Below are 18669 nucleotides of genomic sequence, written 5' to 3' on the forward strand. Positions count from 1 at the left end.
GAGCGCGCCCCTCCGGAGACCCGCGCTCACGTCGATGACCCGCGCTCACGCCAGCGCACCGCGCTGGCACCCCACCGAGCCAGGATGGGGGACGCATGGTGGCTACGGGAGCTTGACGAGCAACCCGCCGCGGTGCGCGTCGAACGCGACCATGGTCGCCATGCCGAACGCGTCGCCGTCGAGCTCCAGGTCCTGGGCCTCGTCGACCCGCACGGTCAGGGCCTCAGCACGCAGGTTCGTCACGGTGTTCCCACCCCGGCCCTCGGTGAAACGGATCATCCGTCGCCCCACGGCAGTCCGCCGCAGGACCCGGTTCTCCCACGTGACCTTCCGCCACACGAGCAGCCAGCCGAAGGCACCCTTCGGTTGCAGCACCGCGACGTCGAGGAACCCGTCGTCGAGTTCGGCGTCCGGCATGAGCTGCACCCCGCCCTGCAGCGTGCCGCAGTTCCCGACGAGCACCGAGCTCACGGTCGCCGCATGCTGACGGTGCCCGCGCAACTGGTAGTGGATGCGGAACGGCGCGGCCGTGGCGATCGAGCGGAGACCGGACTCGACATAGGCGAGCCAGCCGAGCGACTTCTTGAGGTCGGGGTTCGCGGTGGCGATCATCATCGCGTCGATGCCCATGCCGGCCATCACGACGAACGCGTGCTCCTCCTCCGACCCGTCGGCACGGGTGATCATGGCGACGCCGATGTCGATCGCGCGCGTGTCGCCCGTGAACGCCGTCCCGATCGCGGCCAGCTGGTCGCCGAGCGGCAGCTTCAGGTTCCTCGCGAGCAGGTTGCCGGTGCCCGAGGGGATGAGGGTCAGTGGCACACCGCTCCCGCGCAGGCCTTCTGCGACGGCCCGCACGGTCCCGTCGCCGCCGGCCACGAGCACCACCTGAGCGCCGTCGAGGACCGCGCGCCTCGCCTGACCGACACCGGGGTCGTCGACACTCGTCTCGTACAGGTGCGGAGCCGCCCATCCCGCCTCCTGCGACCGAGCCTCCAACGCGTTCCGCAGCCTCGTGGCGTCGACCTTCACCGGGTTGTACACGAGCGCGGCGTGCAGGGGAGTCGGCATGGCCCAACGGTACTGTCCCGGGGCCTCGTCACCGACCTCGATCGCTAGACTTGCCGGGTGATCGATCCCGTACTCCTCCGCGAACAGCCAGAAGTCCTCCGAGCGTCGCAGCAGAAGCGAGGGTCCTCCGTCGACCTCGTCGACCAGGCGATCGACGCCGACACCGCACGCCGCGCTGCGATCACCGGGTTCGAGGAACTCCGTGCCGAGCAGAACGCGTTCGGCAAGCAGGTCGCCAAGGCCCCCAAGGAGGAGAAGGCCGCACTCGTCGCCCAGGCGCAGCAGCTCGCCGCCCGCGTCAAGGAGGCCCAGCAGGTCGCGACCGAGGCCGAGGCCTACTTCGCCGACGTCGCCGGTCGCATCCAGAACCCGGTGCTCGAGGGCGTGCCCGCCGGCGGCGAGGCCGACTTCATCACGCTCCGCGAGGTCGGCGAACGCCCCTCGTTCGACTTCACCCCGCGCGACCACCTCGAGCTCGGCGAACTCCTCGGCGCCATCGACATGCAGCGCGGCACCAAGGTCAGCGGCTCGCGCTTCTACTTCCTCCGCGGCATCGGCGCCCGCCTCGAGATCGCCCTCATGAACCTCGCGCTCGACCGCGCGATCGAGGCCGGCTTCGTCCCGCTCATCACGCCGACGCTCGTGCGCCCCGAGATCATGAAGGGCACCGGCTTCCTCGGTGAGCACGCCGACGAGGTCTACCAGATCGCCGGTGAAGACCTCTTCCTCACCGGCACGAGCGAGGTGGCGCTCGCCGGGTACCACTCCGACGAGATCCTCGACCTCGAGGAGGGCGCGCTCCGCTACGCCGGCTGGTCGACCTGCTACCGCAAGGAGGCCGGGTCCTACGGGCGCGACACCCGCGGCATCATCCGGGTGCACCAGTTCAACAAGCTCGAGATGTTCGTGTACACCAAGCCGGAGGACGCCGCCGCCGAGCACGAGCGCCTGCTGTCGTACCAGGAGGCGATGCTGCAGTCGCTCGGTCTCAGCTACCGGGTCATCGACACGGCCGCCGGCGACCTCGGGTCGAGCGCGGCACGCAAGTTCGACGTCGAGGCCTGGGTGCCGACGCAGGACGCGTACCGCGAGCTCACCAGCACCTCGAACTGCACCACCTACCAGGCGCGTCGCCTCGACACCCGGTACCGCGGGGAGTCGGGCAAGACCACGCCGGTCGCGACGCTCAACGGAACGCTCGCGACCACCCGCTGGATCGTCGCGATCCTCGAGACGCACCAGCAGGAGGACGGCAGCGTCGTCATCCCCGAGGTGCTGCGTCCGTACCTGGGCGGCATCGAGGTCGCGAGGCCGATCCGATGACGGACGAGACGACCACCACCGCGACCCCGTTGCTCATCGCCCTCGACATCGACGGCACGGTGCTGCACGAGGACGGTTCGCTCAGCCTGTCGGTCGCCGACGAGGTGCGCCGCGTGGTGTCACTCGGCCACATCGTCACGTTGGCCACCGGTCGCAGCTGGGAGAGCACGCGCCCGGTGCTCGAGGAGCTCGAGCTGACGCCGCAGTACGTCGTCTGCGCGAACGGTGCGCTCATCATGAAGCGCGACGAGTCGAAGCCCGACTCCTATGAGCGCTTCTTCATGGAGACCTTCGACCCGACCGAGGTCCTCGGGCTCATCCAGCCGCACCTCTCCGAGGGCAGCTACATGGTCGAATACCCCGACGGCTTCCGCAAGTACACGGTCGGCATGGAGGACTGGAACCTCGAGAACGCGATCGAGGTGCCGTTCGAGGAGCTCGTCACGAGCCCCGTGACACGCGTCGTCGTCGTATCCCCGAGCCACGACGAGGAGGAGTTCCTCCGCATCGTCGACAAGATCGGGCTCAGCCAGGTGAGCTACGCGATCGGCTGGACGGCATGGCTCGACATCGCGCCGAAAGGCGTCAACAAGGCGACCGCGCTGGAGCGTGTCCGGGAGTGGCTGGGGCTCGAGCGCTCGCAGATGGTCGCCGTCGGCGACGGCCGCAACGACGTCGACATGCTCGGCTGGGCCGCAGCCGGAGGGCGCGGTGTCGCCATGGGCCAGGCGCCCGAGGAGGTCCTCGCGGTCGCGTCGGAGGTCACCGGCACGGTCACCGACGACGGTCTCTCTCAGCTCCTGAGGAGCATTTCGGGTTAGCATCGTCCAAAGCTCCGTGCCGATACGCCGTTTCCCGTGGGCACGGGGCGTCGGTGCGCGCCTGCTCCAGGTGTCGCCGGACGACTCGCCGCAGCCCGGTCTCCTGGGTTCCGGCCACCCCTGTTCCTGAGACGAGAGCGAGATCCATGACCCGCAACGCCGACGCGTCCAAACCGCGCGCCGCCGTCCGTCACGGCAGACTCCGCAAGTCGAACCCGTTCGTCACCGTCGCGAAGATCGTCGCCGCGACGGCCGCCGTCGTCGGCGTGAGTGGCATCGCGGTCGCCGGTGTGGCCGCGCTCGACCTCGCCAACAGCGTCAAGCCCGTCGCCCACCTCGACAACGAGACGCCGGGTGCGCCGCCGCCCAACATCGGCGCGATCGAGGGCGGCGTCAACCTGCTCCTCGTCGGTAGCGACTCCGGCGACGGCAATGCGGCGTACGGCGACCGCGAGGAGAACCTCAACGACGTCACGATCCTCATGCACATCTCGGCAGACCACTCGAGCGCGACCGTGGTCAGCTTCCCGCGCGACATGTACGTGCAGATCGGCGACTGCGCCGACGGCGGCAACGGTCGCGACAAGATGAACACCGCCCTCATGTACGGCGGGGCCGACGGCGGGCTCGCCTGCGCGGTCTCCACGGTCGAGGGCATCACCGGCCTCTCCATCCCGTTCGCCGCGCAGATCGGCTTCGACGGCGTCATCTCGATGTCGAACGCGGTCGGCGGCGTGCCGGTGTGTGTCACCGAGCCCCTCAACGATGCCTGGAGCGGCATCAACCTCGACGTCGGCACCCACGATCTCTCTGGCGCGTCCGCCCTCGCCTTCCTCCGCTCACGTCACGGCGTCGGCGACGGCAGCGACCTCTCGCGGATCTCGAACCAGCAGGTGTTCCTCTCCTCGCTCGTCCGCACGCTGAAGAGCAGCGACACGCTCTCCGACCCGATCAAGCTCTACTCGATCGCCCGTGCCGCGCTGAAGAACGTGACGCTGTCGAGCAGCCTGAACAACATCGACACGATGGTGTCGATCGCCGCAGCGCTCAAAGACATCCCGCTCGACCGCGTCGCGTTCGTCCAGACGCCGACGGCCACGGTCGAGGGCGGAGTCGAGGCGACGTCCGATGCCGACGTCCTGTGGACGGCGCTGCAGAGCGACCAGGCCGTCGCGCTGTCCGCCACCGGCAAGTACGTCGTGACCGACCCGAACGCGCCGGTCACGCCAGACCCGGCGACCACCGACGCGGCTGCCGATCCCGCTGCCACGGCGGACCCGGCAGCGCCCGCGGACCCGTCCGCCGCCGGCCCTGTCGCCCTGCCCGACACGATCACGGGCCAGAACGCGGCGCAGAACACCTGCACGGCCGGTCGTCCGGAGGAAGACCAGTAGTCACCGCGTGATCGGATGGGGCCGCTTCGTCGCTGGCCCCATCCGATACACTCGATCCTGGTCGTCAGCTGCGTCATCGCGGGCGATCGACCATCAGGAGGGCTGTCCGAGCGGCCGATGGAGCCAGTCTTGAAAACTGGTGGGCAGAAATGTCTCGTGGGTTCGAATCCCACGCCCTCCGCACGTTCTTGAGATGGCTGGTTGGGCCTGGCGGCGCAACGCTGGCGCGTTGCGGGGTTCGAATCCCACGCCCTCCGCATTGCTTTCACCGCCCCGAGAGACTCCCGCGCCTCGGAGCCCACGGCTCCGGGCTGTGCGCTTCACATGAACCCGTGGTTGAATCGACGGATGCCCCCGCATTCGACCGACATCGACGAGCCCGCCGGCGACGGCGCGGCGCGCCGAACGGCAGCTCGTGGGCCCCGCCCGAAGAAGCTCGCGACCATCGCCCGCCACGGACGACTCAAGCGGTCGAACCCGATCGCGACCGCCCTGAAGATCGTCGCCTCGACGCTCGCGGTCGCGCTGGTCAGCGGTGGCATCGTCGCCGGCATCGCCCTCTGGGACGTCGCCGCGACCGTGAAACCCGGCGTCGCGCTCGTCGACTCGCAGGGTGAGGCGGTCACCGATCTGCCCGCGATCGGAGCGTATCCCGGTGGTGTCAACCTCCTGATCGTCGGCAGCGACTCGCGCGCCGGTCAGGACCCCGTCTTCGGCGATGCCGAAGAGGAGACCGGCAACCTCAACGACGTCACGATGCTCGTGCACATCTCCGAGGACCACAGCAACGCGACCGTCGTCAGCTTCCCGCGCGACATGTTCGTCCCCATCCCGTCCTGCCCCGACCCGTCCGGCGGCTCGTTCGACTCGATGAGTCGGCAGAAGATCAACACCTCGCTCAGCTACGGCGGGCTCGCCTGCACGGCGTTGACGGTGTCGCAGCTCACCGGCCTCGAGATCCCGTTCGCCGCAGAGGTCCAGTTCAGTGGCGTGATGGCGATGTCGACCGCGCTCGGCGGGGTGACGGTGTGCGTCGCCGACCCGATCGAGGACGAGTACACGAACACCTTCCTCTCGGCTGGTGAACACACGCTCGAGGGGTACGAGGCACTGCAGTTCCTCCGCACCAGGCACGGTGTCGGCGACGGCAGCGACCTCAGTCGCATCAGCAACCAGCAAGTGTTCCTGTCGGCGATGATGCAGCAGGTCAAGAGCGCCGAGACACTGACCAATCCTGGAATCCTGTACTCCCTGGCCAAAGCGGCGGCGAAGAACATGCAGCTGTCCGACAGCCTGACGAGCCTCGACACGATGATCGCGATCGCCATGACGCTGCGTGAGGTCGACCTCGCGAACATCGCCTTCGTGCAGTACCCGAACGCCGCCGTGGAGGGTGGGGTCGAGCCGATCGACGATGCGGCGGCCGCGCTGTTCCAGGCGCTCGGCAACGATCAGCCCATCCAGCTCTCGGGCGCGACGGGCGCCGGTGCGGTGGCGAATCCTGCAGACCCCACCGCGGTCGACCCGGCCGAGGGTGCAGATGCAGGAGCCGACCCGGCCGCGACGGCTCCGCCTGCCGATGCGACCGACCCCTCCGCCGGTGGTGCAGTGGTCCTCCCGTCGTCCGTGACGGGCCAGACCGCCGACCAGCGCACCTGCTCCCGCGGTCGCACCCTCGACGACCAGTAGGCGTCCCGGTACCGCTCCGACGACGGTCTTTCAGCGAGCGCAGAAGTGGCCGCCCCGGTCCCTGCCCTCCGACAGACTCAGGAACCAGAGTCCCGGTCACTGAGCTTGTCGAAGTGTCGAAGGGCGTCTCGGACCCGGGGATTCGTCACCACGCCCATCACCGGTTATGCTGGTCGTCGTGCGTCCGCTTGCGAGCGCACATGGAGACGTCGCATAGTTCGGCCTAGTGCACCACCCTGCTAAGGTGGAGTCCCCGTAAGGGGACCGCGGGTTCAAATCCCGCCGTCTCCGCACTGGATCTCAGTTCGAAACCCTCGCCTCGGCGGGGGTTTCTGCGTTGCACCATGTCTGCCGGAAACGCCAGCGCGGTGCGCTGACGTCACCGCGCCCCGCACACGTGAGCGCGCCCCTACGGAGACCCGCGCCCGCGTCTGTGACCGGCGCTCACGTCAGCGCACCGCGCTGGGGAAACCACCAGGGGTGGTCAGGCGGAGCGACGGAGCTCGCCGTGGTGGCGGAGTTCGCGGAGGATGCTGAACGAGCCGGCGTAGTGCTCTTCGGTGAGCGTGTTGAGCGCGGCGAGCGTCCCGCGGTCGAGTCCGGAACGGACGGCGATCGACTGCAGTTCGCGGCGTGAGATCGGGAAGTCCACGGTCCTGAGGAGGGTCTTCAAGTCGGTGCAGGCCGCTGTTTCTGGCGGCTCCGCTGTGTCGGGGTAAGGTCTGGCATCCATGTCCACATTGTCGGTATCGACCCCCGAAAAGGCGACAGCCGGACTCCGTTCTGGCGCAAGAGGGCGCTAGCCTGACGTGAAATGATGCGAGGGAGCGGCACCGTGCCCGAGGACCGCGACACCGGAACGCCGGCCCCGACTGGCCTCGCGTCCGCAGCCGTCGAGTTGCTGCGCGTCCCCCTCAGCGGCTTCGTGGCGGAGCGCAAACGCCTGGCCGTCGCAGCGCGCGACGACGGGGACGACGACCTGGCGACGGCGATCCTCGCGCTCCGCAAACCGTCGGTCGCCGCCTGGGCGCTCAACGTGTTGACGGCGCACCGCCCGGACCTGCTCAGCGAACTGGAACAACTCGGCTCCGCGCTCGGCGACGCTCAACGCTCCGGCGACGCCACAGCGCTCCGCACGCTCGGCACCGAACGTCGCTCGCTGATCGCGACGCTCGTCACCGCCACCGTCGATGCCGCAGCAGCGGAGGGGGCGTTCCTCTCCGGAGCGGTGATCGAGACCGTCCGCCAGAGTCTGCAAGCGGCGAGTGCCGACGCCGACCTCGCCGCGCAGGTGTCGTCCGGGCGGCTGACCGACGCCCCGACCTCGAGCGGAGCGGGGTGGGGTGGTGTGGTCGGCGGTCCAGGATCCCCCGGTAGGCGCTCCACCGCCGACGGCTCCCTCGGGACGTGGGGCGACGGAGACGGCGACCCTTCCGACGACGACGACGACCGACGCCGACGCCTTCGGGCCCGGCTGGAGGCGGCCGAGCGCGACGAGGAGGCAGCGTCCAGCGCGAGCGAGGAGGCGACCGCCTTCCTGGACGAGTCGGCGGTCCGGCGATCGGGACTGCAGCGTGACCGCGAGGACCTCGCACGGCGGCTCGAGGAGCTCGACGCGGACATCGCCGACGCCGATCGCGAGTGGGCCCGACGCCAACGAGAGGCTGACCGGGCGCAGCGTGCGAGCGACGCAGCACACGAGGACGTCGAGCGTCTGCGGAGCGCGCTCGAGGACTGAGTCACCGAGCCGATCGAGTCACCGCGGTGCCGAAGCCCGCCGCGACGGATCGCTGCTCGAACGTTCCGGCGCACGCACCATGCGGCGCGCGCCTAGACTCACCGTGTGGGTGAAGTGCGACAACCGGAAGCATCGCGGCGGCGACGGACACAGCAGCTGGAAGCGGAGCGTTTCGAAGGCATGCCGATCCTCGCTGACGTCGCGCAGCACGATCGGCTGAGCCTCGTCGCCCCCGATCTCGCGTGCACGATCTGCACCGCGACTCTCGAGCTCGGCGACCGCGTGCTCCGCTGCCCCGCCGGTCACAGCTTCGACATCGCCCGGCAGGGGTATGCCTCGCTCGTCGTCGGCGGTCGGACGCCGAAGACCGGCGACACGCAGGAGATGGTCGCGGCCCGCGCAGCGTTCCTCGAGGCCGAGCACTACGAGCCGATCGCCGACCACGTCGCCACGACCCTGCCGCTCGCGCGCTTCCTCCCGGACGGCTCGGTCGACGACGACAGCGCCCCGCTCGTCGTGGACATCGCTGGCGGGACCGGCTACTACCTGGGCCGGATCCTCGACGCCCGGCCGGCTTGGCGCGGGTTCGGGTTCGACCTGTCGCCGCTCGCTGCTCGTCGCGCCGCCCGCGCGCACGGACGAGCGGCAGCCGCCACGGCCGACGCCTGGGCACCCTTCCCGCTCCGGACCGCCTCGGTCGACCACCTGTTGAGCATCTTCGGCCCACGCAACGGTCCCGAGATGCGTCGGGTGCTCCGCCCGGACGGCCTGCTCACCGTCGTGACGCCGCAACCCGGTCACCTGGCAGAGCTGCGCGACCGGCTCGGCATGATCGGGATCGCCGAGCGCAAGGACGCCCGCCTCGACGCGCAGCTCGACGGGTTCGAGCTCCGCTCCCGCGACACGCTCGACTATGCCGTCGAGTTGATGCCGGAAGAGGTGCGCGACGAGGTCCGCATGGGGCCGAGCGCCCACCACCTCGACGACGACGTCTTCGAGCAGGCGATCGCCGACCTGCCCGGCTACACGACGGTCACGGTCGCCGTCACGCTCAGCGTCTTCGCGCCCGCCTGACGTCACCCGCCTGACGTCACCCGCCCGACGCCGGGCCAGCCCGACACCGGCACCCGCGGGACCGGCGTCGGGGCGTCGGTGGTGCGTCGATACGATGGAGGGCACTCATCGAAAGGCGCTCATGACGATCACCGCTGCCGCAGACGGCTCCGCCCTCGGCAACCCCGGACCCGCCGGCTGGGCCTGGTATGTCGACGACGATTGCTGGGCAGCCGGGGGATGGCCGCACGGCACGAACAACATGGGCGAGCTGCGCGCCGTCCTCGAACTCTTCCGCGCCACCGAGCACCTCGACGAGGACCTCCACATCCTCTGCGACAGCAAATACGTCATCGACTCGATCACGAAGTGGATGCCGGGCTGGAAGAAGAAGGGTTGGAAGAAGGGCGACGGCAAGCCCGTCATGAACCTCGAGCTCATGCAGGAGATCGATGCCGCCATCGCCGGGCGGCGCTACCGGTTCGAGTGGGTGAAGGGGCACGTCGGTCACCGACTCAACGAGGCCGCCGACATAAGGGCCCGCACGGCGGCTGAGGCCTTCCAGCGCAAGACGCCGGTGCCGGAGGGACCCGGTTGGACCGGCGCCGGAGCTGCGGAGACCCCGTCGATCCCCGAGGCTGATGCCGACGCTGAAGACGCTCCCGAGACGACCGAGCCGGAGCTGTTCGCCGACCTCGAGGTCGAGGAGGAACGCACCGCCCCCGTGTTCGACGCGGAGGACGACGGCGCGCTGTTCTCGCTCGACGTCGAACCGACGTGGCACCAGCTCACCCTCGACCTCACGTCCGACGAGCACGAGCGCCTGGTCCGTCGCGCCCGCGAGGCCGGGACGAGCGTCCAGGAGTTCCTCCGCGGCCTCATCTGACGTCGCTTCCGAGTTCACAACTCAGGACGAGCGCGGCGTTTCCCGCGTGACACGCCGCGGAAAGAGGGCGCCGCGCCGAGCGCATCCTGAATTACGAACCGGACGGGGCGCGCGCAGGGGCAGGCGACCGCGTCAGCGGGCGGCGGACTCCGGCGCGTCGTCGTCCTCGGGCACGGCGAAGCCGTAGCTCGCGTCCACGAGGATCGGCAGGTGGTCCGAGATACCGCGGCGGAGCGTCTGCACCCGGTCGATCTTGAGGCCGACGGACGTCGCGAAGTCGAAGTGCCCACGGAACATCTTGTAGCGGGTGTAGGTGCTGCGGTCACTGAGGCTCAGGTCGTAGCCGCTCTCCTGCATCTTGGTGCCGAGACCCTTCTGGAAGAGCGGGTAGTTGTAGTCGCCGACCATGAGCGTCGGGACGTCGCCCATCGCGTGCAGCTGCTCGTGCGCGGCCTTGATCTGGTGCCGACGCAGGGAGTTGAGCGCGGTGAGCGGGGCCGCGTGGAACGAGGCGACGATGAGTTCGCGCCCGGCCTCGACATCGGTGAGGCGAGTGCCGATGAGCCGCTCGTGCGCCGGCGCGAGCACCATGTCGTGCAGCGACTTCTTCAGCGCGAACGTCTGCGTCGACTCGGCGGTGAACCGGTCGCGGCGGTAGTAGATCGCGAGGCCGAGCCGGTTGCGGTGGGTGCTGTCGGCGAGGTGCAGGCCGCCGAGCTCGGCGGGCAGCTGCAGGGTGTCGGCCTCCTGCAACGCGAGGACGTCCGGGCCGAACTCTTCGGTGAGTGCGACGAGCTCGCCGCTGGCCTTGTTCTTGCGGAGGTTGTAGCTGATGACCTTCATCCCAGCCTCACATTCTGTTGGCAGAGCCCAAGCCTACGGTCCTTCCCGTCGCCCGGTGCTCTGGAGGGGTCCGGACGACGGTGCGTCGCCGGTTGCCCACGATCAGCTCGACGAGTCGACGACCGTGAGCCGTTGGGTGGCACGGGTGAGCGCGACGTACCGGAGTGACAGGGCCGCGTGGCCCGTCCCGCCCAGCGCGTCGGGCTGCACGAGGACGACGCTGTCGAACTCGAGGCCCTTGCTCTCACGCGCGGTGCCGGTCCACACCCGCGCGCGATCGGCTCCGGCGTCGGCGAGGAGGATGTCGATCTCCGCCAGGAGCGCGCGGGGTGCGATGACGCCCGCGATACCGGCGTGTGCGGTGATCGCGTCGACGGCGGCGCGGACCGCCGTCGGGGCCAGCGCGGCGGGTTCGACCGTGAGCTGCACGGGCTCCTCCTCGCCGCGTCGGATCGACACGGGCGCCGGGGAGTCCGGGTCGAGTTCGAGCCGGACGGGATCGGCGAGCGCCATGATCTGCTCGGGCGTCCGGTAGTTGACGGTGAGCAGCTCCTCGGTCCAGCGCGGGAGCTGGGGGCCGAGCAGCTCCTGCCAGCTGGAGCGGGTGGCGGAGGTGCTCTGCTGGTTGATGTCGCCGACGAGCGTCATCGAGCGGTTGGGGCCGCGTCGCAGGACGGCCCGCAGCAGCATGGGGGTGAGCTCCTGCGCCTCGTCGATGATGACGTGCCCGTAGACCCAGGTGCGGTCGCTCGCGGCGCGTTCAGCGGGGCTGCGGTCGTCCTCCACGGTCTGGCGGTCGGCGAGGTCCTGGGCGGAACGGAGGTAGTCGTCGTCCTGGGCCTCGTCGTCGATGCTGATGTCACCGATCATCTCGAGCACACTGCGCGCGTACTCGACGTCGTGCCGGCGCTCGTAAGCGGCGCGGCGCTGCCGTTCCAGCTCGGGTCGCTGGTCCTCGCCGATGAGCTCGGCGGCCTCGTCGACGAGGGCGATGTCGCCGGGCGTGAGCCGGGCCGCCCAGTCGGTCTCACCTGCGCCGTCCGTTCCGGCGACGGGTTCGCGGAGCAGGAGGCGACGCTCCTCCTCGGTGTGGTCTGGCGCGACGCGAGCCAGCAGCTCGGGATCGGTGAAGAGGCGGTCGATGATCTCGGCCGGTTCGAGGATCGGCCACATCGTGTCGAGCAGCTCCTCGACCTCGGGCTCTTCGCTCAGCTCCTGTCGACGCTCGTCGGCGTCCTCGCCCGTGCGCGGCTCGAAGCCGTCGCGCTTCGCCTCGAGCCCGATGAGGTGCGTCAGCACGGCGCGGTCGAACCGCAGCTTCGCCTCGTTGTGCGGCGTGCCCGAGCGCTCGATGCCGGCCTTGATCCGGCGCAGGACGCCGGGCGTGACGCGGAGCGGGCCGTCACCGGCGATGCGGATCGTGACCGGCTCGTCGAGCGGCACCTGGCGCTCGCGGACGGCCCGGGCGACGACGTCGGCCATCCGCAGTCGACCCTTGAGTTCGGCGGCCTCGAGCGAGTCCTCCGCGTGTGCGTCGAGTCCGGGCACGAGGGTCGCGGGCGTGACGAGGACGACGGCGGTCTCGCCGAGCGACGGCAGCACGCGGCTGATGTAGTCGAGGAATGTCGAGTTCGGTCCGACGATGAGCACGACACTGCGCATGAGCCGCTCGCGGTGCTCGTACAGGAGGTACGCGGCGCGGTGGAGCGCGACGGCGGTCTTCCCGGTGCCCGGACCGCCTTGGACGAGGAGCGTGCCGGGGAGCGGCGCGCGGATGATCGCGTCCTGCTCAGCTTGGATGGTGTCGACGATGTCCGCCATGTGCTTGGTCCGGGCACGACCGAGGGCCGCCAGCAGCGCACCGGACTCGCCGATGCCGCTCGGCTCGTCGTCGCTGAGCATGGTCGTGTCGAGGACCTCGTCGTGCACTTCCGTGACGCGGCGACCGGCCGTGCCGATGCGGCGGCGCAGCCGGAGGCCTTCGGGGCGGAGTGGCGTCGCGGTGTAGAACGGGCGCGAGGCCGGTGCGCGCCAGTCCAACAGGAGTTGGTCGCCGCTCTCCGGGTCGCGCAGGCCGATGCGCCCGATGTGGTGGCGTTCGTCGGTCTCGCGTTCGAGGAGGCCGAAGAGGAGTCCGTAGCTGGACGAACGCAGCTCGACCATCCGCTGGCGGTGGTGGGCGACCAGGGCGTCGCGTTCCGAGAAGCTCGAGTCGTCGTCGCCGTCGAAGGCGCGGAGGGCGAGTTCGGAGCGTCGTTCCTCGAGGTCCGACTGCGACCGGATCACGTCGTGCAGCCGATCGAGATGGTCCTGTTCCTCGGCGATCGCGTCGTTCTGCACGGTGCTCCTTCTGGGTGTGGCGCGGTCCGTGTTCCGGGTTCACTGCGAGGACCGCACGAATACGGTAGTCGCTTTCCGGGCCCCTCACCGCCCTTGAGCGTGAGCTCCCAGAGAGCTGGAGGCTGCCGTCGGGGCGAGGGGTCGGGCGTCGAGCGCGGGCTGGTCGGTAGGCTGACGGGCATGAGCACACCGGACGGATCCAAGCCGCAGCCCTCTGCGCCGCAGCAGGCGTACTCGCAGCAGTCGGTTCCGCCGCAGTCGTACCCGCAACAGCAGCTCCAGCCGCAGCAGTACGGGGTGCAGCCGTACGCCCAGCAGGCGCCCTACCCGCAGCAGCAGCACTACCCGCCGCAGTACGGCATGCAGCCGTACGCGCAGCCGTATGCGCCCGTGTACCCCGCGCCGTACCCGTACCCGGCGTCACCGCCGAAGGGTCTCAGTATCTCCAGCATGGTCATCGGCCTGGTGTCGCTGTTCTTCGGGTTCACCTTCGTGCTCCCGGTCGTCGGATTCGTCCTCGGCCTCATGGGGCTCCGCCGGGAGCCCGCCGGTCGCGCGATGGCCATCACGGGCGTCGTGCTCAACGGGCTGTTCCTGCTCGGCTGGGCGGCGCTCGTGCTGCTCTGGGTGTTCGTCATGGGTGGCCTGCTCGCCGGCGTCGGCAGCGCGGCCTCCACCGGTATCGCCGCCTAGTCGCCGGTCAACCGCCGAGCCGCCGGTCAGCCGGCCGGGACGACCGTGCTGACCATCGACAGCACCACGGCGCCGTCGACGTCTTCGCGTTCCAGCCAGACGGCGATGTTCGAGAACTCGCCCAATGACGCCACGTGGGTGCCGCCGCAGGCGATGACCGCGGGGCCGCCCGGAAGCTCGCAGTGCCAGCTGCGCCGATCGGTGAGCAGCTCACCCTCGCGATCGATCCGGACGGCGGCGCCGCTGTCCAACCAACCGTCGAGGGTGTTCCGGATGCGTGACCCGAGCGCGTCGAGGTCGTCGAGGGCGGCCGGGTCGAACCCCTTCCGTCGAAGCGACTTGCCGATGCGGTAACGGTCGGTCGACGCGTTCGGAGCGATCCGCGACGACTCGCAGGCGAGCGCGTCGAAATCCGGAGCCCCGAGGGCGTCGGGGACGACCTCCTTGCGCCAGGCGTCGGCGAGCGCGGCGTTCAGGGCGAGTGATGCGAGGTGGCAACCGGTGTGTCCGGCGGAGAGCGCGTGTCGGGTGGACGCGTCCACCTCGACGCGGGCCGTCTCGCCCTCGACAGCGCTCGGGGTCGCCTCGGCGGAGACCAGGTGGGCGACGAGGAAGGCCCACCCCTCGGTGCCCTTCTTCACGGGGATGTCGGCGCCGAGGTACAACTGAGTGCCGTCGGTCGCGGCGACGACGCAGTCGGTCACGGCGACCTCCACGGCACTCGTGCCCGCACCGAAGGTGATGGTCGCCGTGTCGGCGGGCTGGTCGGGCCACGCGGCGTCGACCGGGTGGCAGGCCGTCTCGTCGAGCACGACGGCGAGGTGGTCGCCGGCGGGTTCGACGTGCAGCACCGTGCCCGTCGAAACGAGGGCTCCGGAGGGATAGGTGACGCGCGTGTCCGTGACGGGGAGGCTCATGTCCCCACGCTATCGCGACCGGCCCGGGCGCCCGTCGGCGGCTGTCAACCCCGGGAGACCGTGGAGGATCACGTCGTAGAGTCCGAGGACACGGAGCGCGACGCGTTCCGCGGAGAGGAGTGCATCATGACGGATCAGCAGAACCAGCGTTCAAGCGACGACCTCGCGACCGGTGCGGCCGGAGCGGACCAGGAAGCCTGGGAGGGTGCCGACATCGACACCGCAGAGCTCGTGAGCTCCGACCAGACGACCGCCGGACCGGGCTCGGACGGGTCGAGTCAGACCGTCGACGGCACCGGCTCGGAGGATGCGGCTCCCGACGAGGAGCAGGCGACCGAGGAGGCCGTCGAGACCCCGGAGCCCTCGACCGAGCTCGACGCACCGCTGGCCGAGGGCGAGGGTGGCGACGCCGACGGTTCGGCCGACCACCAGCCCGACTCCGGGCCGGCCTCCGAGGCCACCGACGACGCCCGCGAGGTCTACGACACCGCACCCGACTGAGTCGGACACCACACGACCGACGGGCCGTCCTCCGATCCACTCGGACGACGGCCCGTCGTGCGCTCCGGACACCGTGCTGGGGCGGAGACGGCGGCTCAGATCGGCAGGAGCGACCAGACCACCGCGAGGGCGATCAGGCCAGCGACGCCCGCGATCGCCAGCGCGTTCAGCAGGCGGTGCTCGACCATGATGGCGACGTACTCGCGGAGGAACGCGCTCGGCACGTAGTAGGCCGCCGTCGGGGAGCCGATCACCTGTGCGTCGCTCCCGATCGAACGTGCGAGGAGCGCCGCGCGGAGGACGTGGTAATTGTTCGTCACCACGATCGTCTCGCCGTCCCGCCCGGCCGACTGCTGCAGGTCCCGGGAGAGCAACAGGTTCTCGCGCGTGCTCGTGGACGCGGTCTCCGGGAGCACGTCCGTCGGGTCCGCGCCGTTCGCGACGAGGTACTCGGCCATGGCCGTCCCCTCCGGGCGCGGTTCGTCGTCGCCCTGGCCGCCGGACGGGATCAGGATCGGTCGAGTCGTCCCCGGTGCTGTCGCCCGGTAGATGCGGAGTGCCAGGTCCAGGCGACTGCGCAGTAACGGCGGGACCTCGCCGTGGATGAGGCCGGAACCGAGGACGACGAGGGCGTCGGGCATCTGGGTGTGACGGTAGCGGCTGTAGACGAGTGAGTACACGCCGAAGGCCGCGAAGGTCGCCGCCGCGTAGAAGCACGCGAACCCGAGCAGGAGACCCAGCGCGACGAGGACGATCGTCAGCCAGGAGGGCAGGGACTGCGGGTGCGCTCCGAGGACCAGCAGCACGGCCAGCACGGGCAGGACGAGGATCGCGACCCCGGCGAACAGCGAGAGCAGGTTGCCCAGGCTGCGTCCTTCGAGCCGGAGCATCGTGATGCCGTTGCCGATGAGGAGGACCCCGAGCACGCCCACCAGCAGGACCGTGCCGAACGCGGCGAGGAGCACGGTGAACGGCGTCGTGCGGGACGCCTCCGAGAGGAGCGCCACCAGCCCGCAGGCGATCGCGGAGACCAGGAAGACCCCGTTGCGCAGGCGGCGGGCGTCGCGGCGTCGGCTCGCGACGTAGAGCACCGCGAAGACGGCGGCCGGGAACAACATGATCATGCCCTCATCCTGCCCGACCGATCGTCCTGTACCGGTCGTTCGGATGGGGCATGCGGGCAGCGCGTCCGGGGTGCTATGACCGCGGCGGCTTCGGCGTCATCGCCTTGAGTGTCGCCTCCTCGGCGTCGATCGCCGCCAGGACCGCGGCGACCGCCGGTTCCTGGTAGCGACCCTCGGCGCGCGCCGAGAGGAGCGCCTCGCGTTCCGCCGCGATCATCTGGCGGCGGAGCCGGGCGAACGCGACCGTGCGGAGTTCCGAGCCGTCACCCGTGTACTGCTCGAGGGCGTTGGCCACGAAGCTCGCATTGGTCCGCAGACGGTTGAGCACCTGTTCCTCGTCCGCCTCGGTCGTCAGTTCGTCGAGGCGGTCCAGGCCGGCCGTCTGGACCTCCGCCATGAGCATCAGTTGTTCGACGCGCTCCTGGCTGTGGTTCGGCGGCGGGAGGTGCAGTGCGCGGATGATCCGGGGGAGCGCGAGCCCCGAGAGGAGCGTGCCGACCACGACGACGAACGCCAGGAACTGCAGGAACTCGCGCGACGGGGTGTCCTCGGGCAGCAGGAACACGGCCGCCAGGGTCACCACGCCACGGACGCCGGCTGCGGAGACGGCTATCCCGTTGCCCCACGACCAGCTCCGCTCACGGAGCCGTCTCGGCCCGAGCCGGTAGATCGCCGTGACCGTCATCTCCCACACGAACCGCGAGACGATGAGCGCCGCGAGGACCCCGATGCTGATGAACACGGTCGGCCAGAGCCCAGGACCGGTCTGGATCGCCCCCTCGAGGATGCCGGCCAGGTTGAGCCCGATGAACAGGAAGACGGCGTTCTCGAGGAGGAACTGGATGGTGCGCCAGTTGAGCGACTCGGCGATGCGCGCCTCGGCCGACTGCACGATGGGCGCCCGGTAGCCGAGCAGTAGCCCGGCGGTGACGACCGCGAGCACACCCGAACCGTGGATCGCCTGCGCCAGGAGGAACGCCAGGAACGGGGTGATGAGGGACAGGCAGGTGTCGAGGACTGGGGCGCGCAGGCGTCGGCGGACCTCGGAGAGCACCCAGCCGACCGCGAGACCGACGCCGACGCCGGCGACGACCTCGATGACGAACTCGCCGGCGATCATGACCGGGTTGACGACGCTCGTGATGGCGAGGATCGAGGCGTTGAGTGCCACGAGTGCGGTGGCGTCGTTGAGCAGGCTCTCGCCCTCGAGGATCGTCAGTACGCGGCGCGGGAGCCCGAGTCGTCCGGCGATCGCGCTCACGGCGACGGCGTCGGTCGGCGCGATGACCGCTGCGAACGCGAACGCTGCCGCGAGGGTGATCGACGGGATGAGGAGCCAACTGGCGAACCCGACCGACACGACGGTGAACGCGACCGCTCCCACCGAGAGCAGGATGATGCCGTCGTTACGGGCACGGATGTCGATGAGGGAGATCCGGATCGCCGACGCGAAGAGCAGCGGCGGCAACAGTCCGTAGAGGATGAGGTCGGGTTCGATCTCGACGGTCGGGACGGCGGGGATGAACGACGCGACGCCGCCGACGAGCACCAGGGCCACCGGGGCGGAGACGCCCGCTCGGCCGGACAGGCCGGAGACGATGACGGTGACGACGACGAACACGACGATCCACGAGATGAGCGCGACGGGATCCATGTGGGGATTCTCCCACCTGGCAGGCCGTGGTCGTCCGTACGATCGTCCGAACTCCGGAGCGGCCGGGATCGGCGCCGGTTCCGGCCGCACGACGCCCCCGCATGGTCAAGCCGTGCGGGGGCGTCGGTTGGAACGGCGAGGGAGCTCAGCCGCGACGGTTGGCCGTGCTGCTGGAGCCCCGCTGCTCCGCACCGGTCTCCCGGGTGCGGAGACCGAAGCGGTAGGTGAGCTTCTCGGTGGAGTGACCGCGGCCGTGGACGGCGGTGCCCGCGGAACGGTTGGAGGACGCTGGGGTCCGAGTCTGAGTGATGGACATGGTGGTTCTCGATTCTGGTGTTGCGGATGATGGATGGGCCGGTTCCAGAGGGGGAATGCGATGACGATCGGTGCTGGTCGCATGGATGGAGCGACGAGACCGTCCGGTATGCAGCTGCGCCGAGATTCGGCTGCGCTGGTCGGCTGGGGCCGTCCGGTGGATCGTTCTTCGCCGTTCTGGATGACGGCTGGTGGTGTCGTGTCGGGAGCATCGGCGTATCCGTGGAGGTGTGGACTCTGCACACGGAAGCCGGTTGTGACATCGGCACTCGAGGAACGAACGTACGCGACCAAGCTGAGAACGACC

At 70.1% G+C, this 18669-nt stretch carries 17 protein-coding genes and 2 tRNA genes; 11 read left to right on the plus strand and 8 right to left on the minus strand.

Annotated features, from left to right (window positions below; translation table 11 throughout):
• Positions 1-102 precede the first annotated feature (102 nt).
• Complete coding sequence (locus ACQG07_RS04270; RefSeq protein ID WP_426737355.1) at positions 103-1071, minus strand: diacylglycerol/lipid kinase family protein; 969 nt, start codon at positions 1069-1071, stop codon at positions 103-105.
• 57 nt (positions 1072-1128) lie between these two features.
• Between ACQG07_RS04270 and serS the strand changes: the two genes are divergently transcribed.
• The 6 genes from serS (at position 1129) to ACQG07_RS04300 (ending at position 6589) form a co-directional block, all read left to right on the plus strand.
• Positions 1129-2394 (plus strand): serine--tRNA ligase, encoded by a 1266-nt coding sequence (gene serS, locus ACQG07_RS04275; protein ID WP_426737357.1) that lies wholly within the window; start codon positions 1129-1131, stop codon positions 2392-2394.
• Positions 2391-3215: an HAD family hydrolase gene (locus ACQG07_RS04280; RefSeq protein WP_086475291.1), complete on the plus strand. Its 825-nt coding sequence runs from the start codon at positions 2391-2393 to the stop codon at positions 3213-3215. Before serS ends, ACQG07_RS04280 begins: the two co-directional genes overlap by 4 nt.
• Before the next feature lie 146 nt (positions 3216-3361).
• Positions 3362-4609, plus strand: coding sequence for an LCP family protein (locus ACQG07_RS04285; RefSeq protein WP_274500201.1), 1248 nt, complete (start codon positions 3362-3364; stop codon positions 4607-4609).
• 96 nt (positions 4610-4705) lie between these two features.
• A tRNA-Ser gene (locus tag ACQG07_RS04290) sits at positions 4706-4790 on the plus strand.
• 167 nt (positions 4791-4957) lie between these two features.
• The gene (locus ACQG07_RS04295) at positions 4958-6298 is read left to right on the plus strand and encodes an LCP family protein (protein WP_426737360.1); all 1341 of its coding nucleotides are present in this window, start codon (positions 4958-4960) and stop codon (positions 6296-6298) included.
• Between the two features lie 202 nt (positions 6299-6500).
• Positions 6501-6589: transfer RNA gene (locus ACQG07_RS04300), tRNA-Ser, on the plus strand.
• A 193-nt stretch (positions 6590-6782) separates the two neighbouring features.
• Here the strand turns inward: ACQG07_RS04300 and ACQG07_RS04305 are convergent.
• Positions 6783-7031, minus strand: coding sequence for a DUF2795 domain-containing protein (locus ACQG07_RS04305; RefSeq protein ID WP_139382499.1), 249 nt, complete (start codon positions 7029-7031; stop codon positions 6783-6785).
• Between the two features lie 102 nt (positions 7032-7133).
• On the opposite strand from ACQG07_RS04305, the gene ACQG07_RS04310 reads away from it, so the two are divergent.
• The 3 genes from ACQG07_RS04310 to ACQG07_RS04320 all read left to right on the plus strand — a co-directional run bounded on the left by ACQG07_RS04310 (position 7134) and on the right by ACQG07_RS04320 (position 9975).
• Positions 7134-8036: a hypothetical protein gene (locus tag ACQG07_RS04310; protein WP_426737362.1), complete on the plus strand. Its 903-nt coding sequence runs from the start codon at positions 7134-7136 to the stop codon at positions 8034-8036.
• Positions 8037-8216: 180 nt separating this feature from the next.
• Entirely contained in the window at positions 8217-9110 is an 894-nt protein-coding gene (locus tag ACQG07_RS04315; RefSeq protein WP_274500205.1) for a putative RNA methyltransferase, read from the plus strand.
• A gap of 121 nt (positions 9111-9231) precedes the next feature.
• On the plus strand, positions 9232-9975 hold the full coding sequence (locus ACQG07_RS04320; RefSeq protein ID WP_426737364.1) for an RNase H family protein: 744 nt from the start codon (positions 9232-9234) through the stop codon (positions 9973-9975).
• 132 nt (positions 9976-10107) lie between these two features.
• On the opposite strand, the gene ACQG07_RS04325 is transcribed toward ACQG07_RS04320, so the two are convergent.
• Together ACQG07_RS04325 and ACQG07_RS04330 are read right to left on the minus strand one after the other, a co-directional pair.
• Complete coding sequence (locus ACQG07_RS04325) at positions 10108-10818, minus strand: endonuclease/exonuclease/phosphatase family protein (RefSeq protein ID WP_079706474.1); 711 nt, start codon at positions 10816-10818, stop codon at positions 10108-10110.
• 102 nt (positions 10819-10920) lie between these two features.
• Positions 10921-13158 carry a HelD family protein gene (locus ACQG07_RS04330; protein WP_426737367.1) on the minus strand — a complete coding sequence of 746 codons (2238 nt, stop codon included), beginning with the start codon at positions 13156-13158 and terminating at the stop codon, positions 10921-10923.
• 180 nt (positions 13159-13338) lie between these two features.
• Between ACQG07_RS04330 and ACQG07_RS04335 the strand changes: the two genes are divergently transcribed.
• A complete protein-coding gene (locus ACQG07_RS04335; RefSeq protein ID WP_426737369.1) occupies positions 13339-13851 on the plus strand; it encodes a DUF4190 domain-containing protein in 513 nt (170 codons plus the stop codon).
• A gap of 26 nt (positions 13852-13877) precedes the next feature.
• Here ACQG07_RS04335 and ACQG07_RS04340 read toward each other — a convergent pair whose 3' ends face one another.
• Positions 13878-14768 (minus strand): metal-dependent hydrolase, encoded by an 891-nt coding sequence (locus ACQG07_RS04340; RefSeq protein ID WP_426737371.1) that lies wholly within the window; start codon positions 14766-14768, stop codon positions 13878-13880.
• Positions 14769-14894: 126 nt separating this feature from the next.
• Here ACQG07_RS04340 and ACQG07_RS04345 point away from each other — a divergent pair, with 126 nt between their 5' ends.
• Complete coding sequence (locus ACQG07_RS04345; protein ID WP_194644957.1) at positions 14895-15269, plus strand: hypothetical protein; 375 nt, start codon at positions 14895-14897, stop codon at positions 15267-15269.
• A 95-nt stretch (positions 15270-15364) separates the two neighbouring features.
• On the opposite strand, the gene ACQG07_RS04350 is transcribed toward ACQG07_RS04345, so the two are convergent.
• From ACQG07_RS04350 to ACQG07_RS04360, 3 genes are all read right to left on the minus strand, one after another.
• On the minus strand, positions 15365-16393 hold the full coding sequence (locus tag ACQG07_RS04350; RefSeq protein WP_426737373.1) for a YdcF family protein: 1029 nt from the start codon (positions 16391-16393) through the stop codon (positions 15365-15367).
• Between the two features lie 73 nt (positions 16394-16466).
• Entirely contained in the window at positions 16467-18047 is a 1581-nt protein-coding gene (locus ACQG07_RS04355; protein ID WP_064296856.1) for a cation:proton antiporter, read from the minus strand.
• Positions 18048-18192: 145 nt separating this feature from the next.
• The gene (locus ACQG07_RS04360) at positions 18193-18363 is read right to left on the minus strand and encodes a hypothetical protein (protein ID WP_159876045.1); all 171 of its coding nucleotides are present in this window, start codon (positions 18361-18363) and stop codon (positions 18193-18195) included.
• Positions 18364-18669 lie beyond the last annotated feature (306 nt).

The sequence above is a fragment of the Plantibacter sp. 2H11-2 genome (assembly GCF_050031945.1).
Taxonomy (GTDB): domain Bacteria; phylum Actinomycetota; class Actinomycetes; order Actinomycetales; family Microbacteriaceae; genus Plantibacter; species Plantibacter auratus.

Bases quoted from the DNA above. Each gene is read 5' to 3' on its own strand.
- ACQG07_RS04270 (WP_426737355.1), bottom strand. From the start codon at position 1,071: ATGCCGACTCCCCTGCACGCCGCGCTCGTGTACAACCCGGTGAAGGTC.
- ACQG07_RS04320 (WP_426737364.1), top strand. From the start codon at position 9,232: ATGACGATCACCGCTGCCGCAGACGGCTCCGCCCTCGGCAACCCCGGA.
- ACQG07_RS04285 (WP_274500201.1), top strand. From the start codon at position 3,362: ATGACCCGCAACGCCGACGCGTCCAAACCGCGCGCCGCCGTCCGTCAC.
- ACQG07_RS04360 (WP_159876045.1), bottom strand. From the start codon at position 18,363: ATGTCCATCACTCAGACTCGGACCCCAGCGTCCTCCAACCGTTCCGCG.
- ACQG07_RS04350 (WP_426737373.1), bottom strand. From the start codon at position 16,393: ATGATCATGTTGTTCCCGGCCGCCGTCTTCGCGGTGCTCTACGTCGCG.
- ACQG07_RS04345 (WP_194644957.1), top strand. From the start codon at position 14,895: ATGACGGATCAGCAGAACCAGCGTTCAAGCGACGACCTCGCGACCGGT.
- ACQG07_RS04340 (WP_426737371.1), bottom strand. From the start codon at position 14,768: ATGAGCCTCCCCGTCACGGACACGCGCGTCACCTATCCCTCCGGAGCC.
- ACQG07_RS04335 (WP_426737369.1), top strand. From the start codon at position 13,339: ATGAGCACACCGGACGGATCCAAGCCGCAGCCCTCTGCGCCGCAGCAG.
- ACQG07_RS04305 (WP_139382499.1), bottom strand. From the start codon at position 7,031: ATGGATGCCAGACCTTACCCCGACACAGCGGAGCCGCCAGAAACAGCG.
- ACQG07_RS04315 (WP_274500205.1), top strand. From the start codon at position 8,217: ATGCCGATCCTCGCTGACGTCGCGCAGCACGATCGGCTGAGCCTCGTC.
- ACQG07_RS04355 (WP_064296856.1), bottom strand. From the start codon at position 18,047: ATGGATCCCGTCGCGCTCATCTCGTGGATCGTCGTGTTCGTCGTCGTC.
- ACQG07_RS04295 (WP_426737360.1), top strand. From the start codon at position 4,958: ATGCCCCCGCATTCGACCGACATCGACGAGCCCGCCGGCGACGGCGCG.
- ACQG07_RS04280 (WP_086475291.1), top strand. From the start codon at position 2,391: ATGACGGACGAGACGACCACCACCGCGACCCCGTTGCTCATCGCCCTC.
- ACQG07_RS04325 (WP_079706474.1), bottom strand. From the start codon at position 10,818: ATGAAGGTCATCAGCTACAACCTCCGCAAGAACAAGGCCAGCGGCGAG.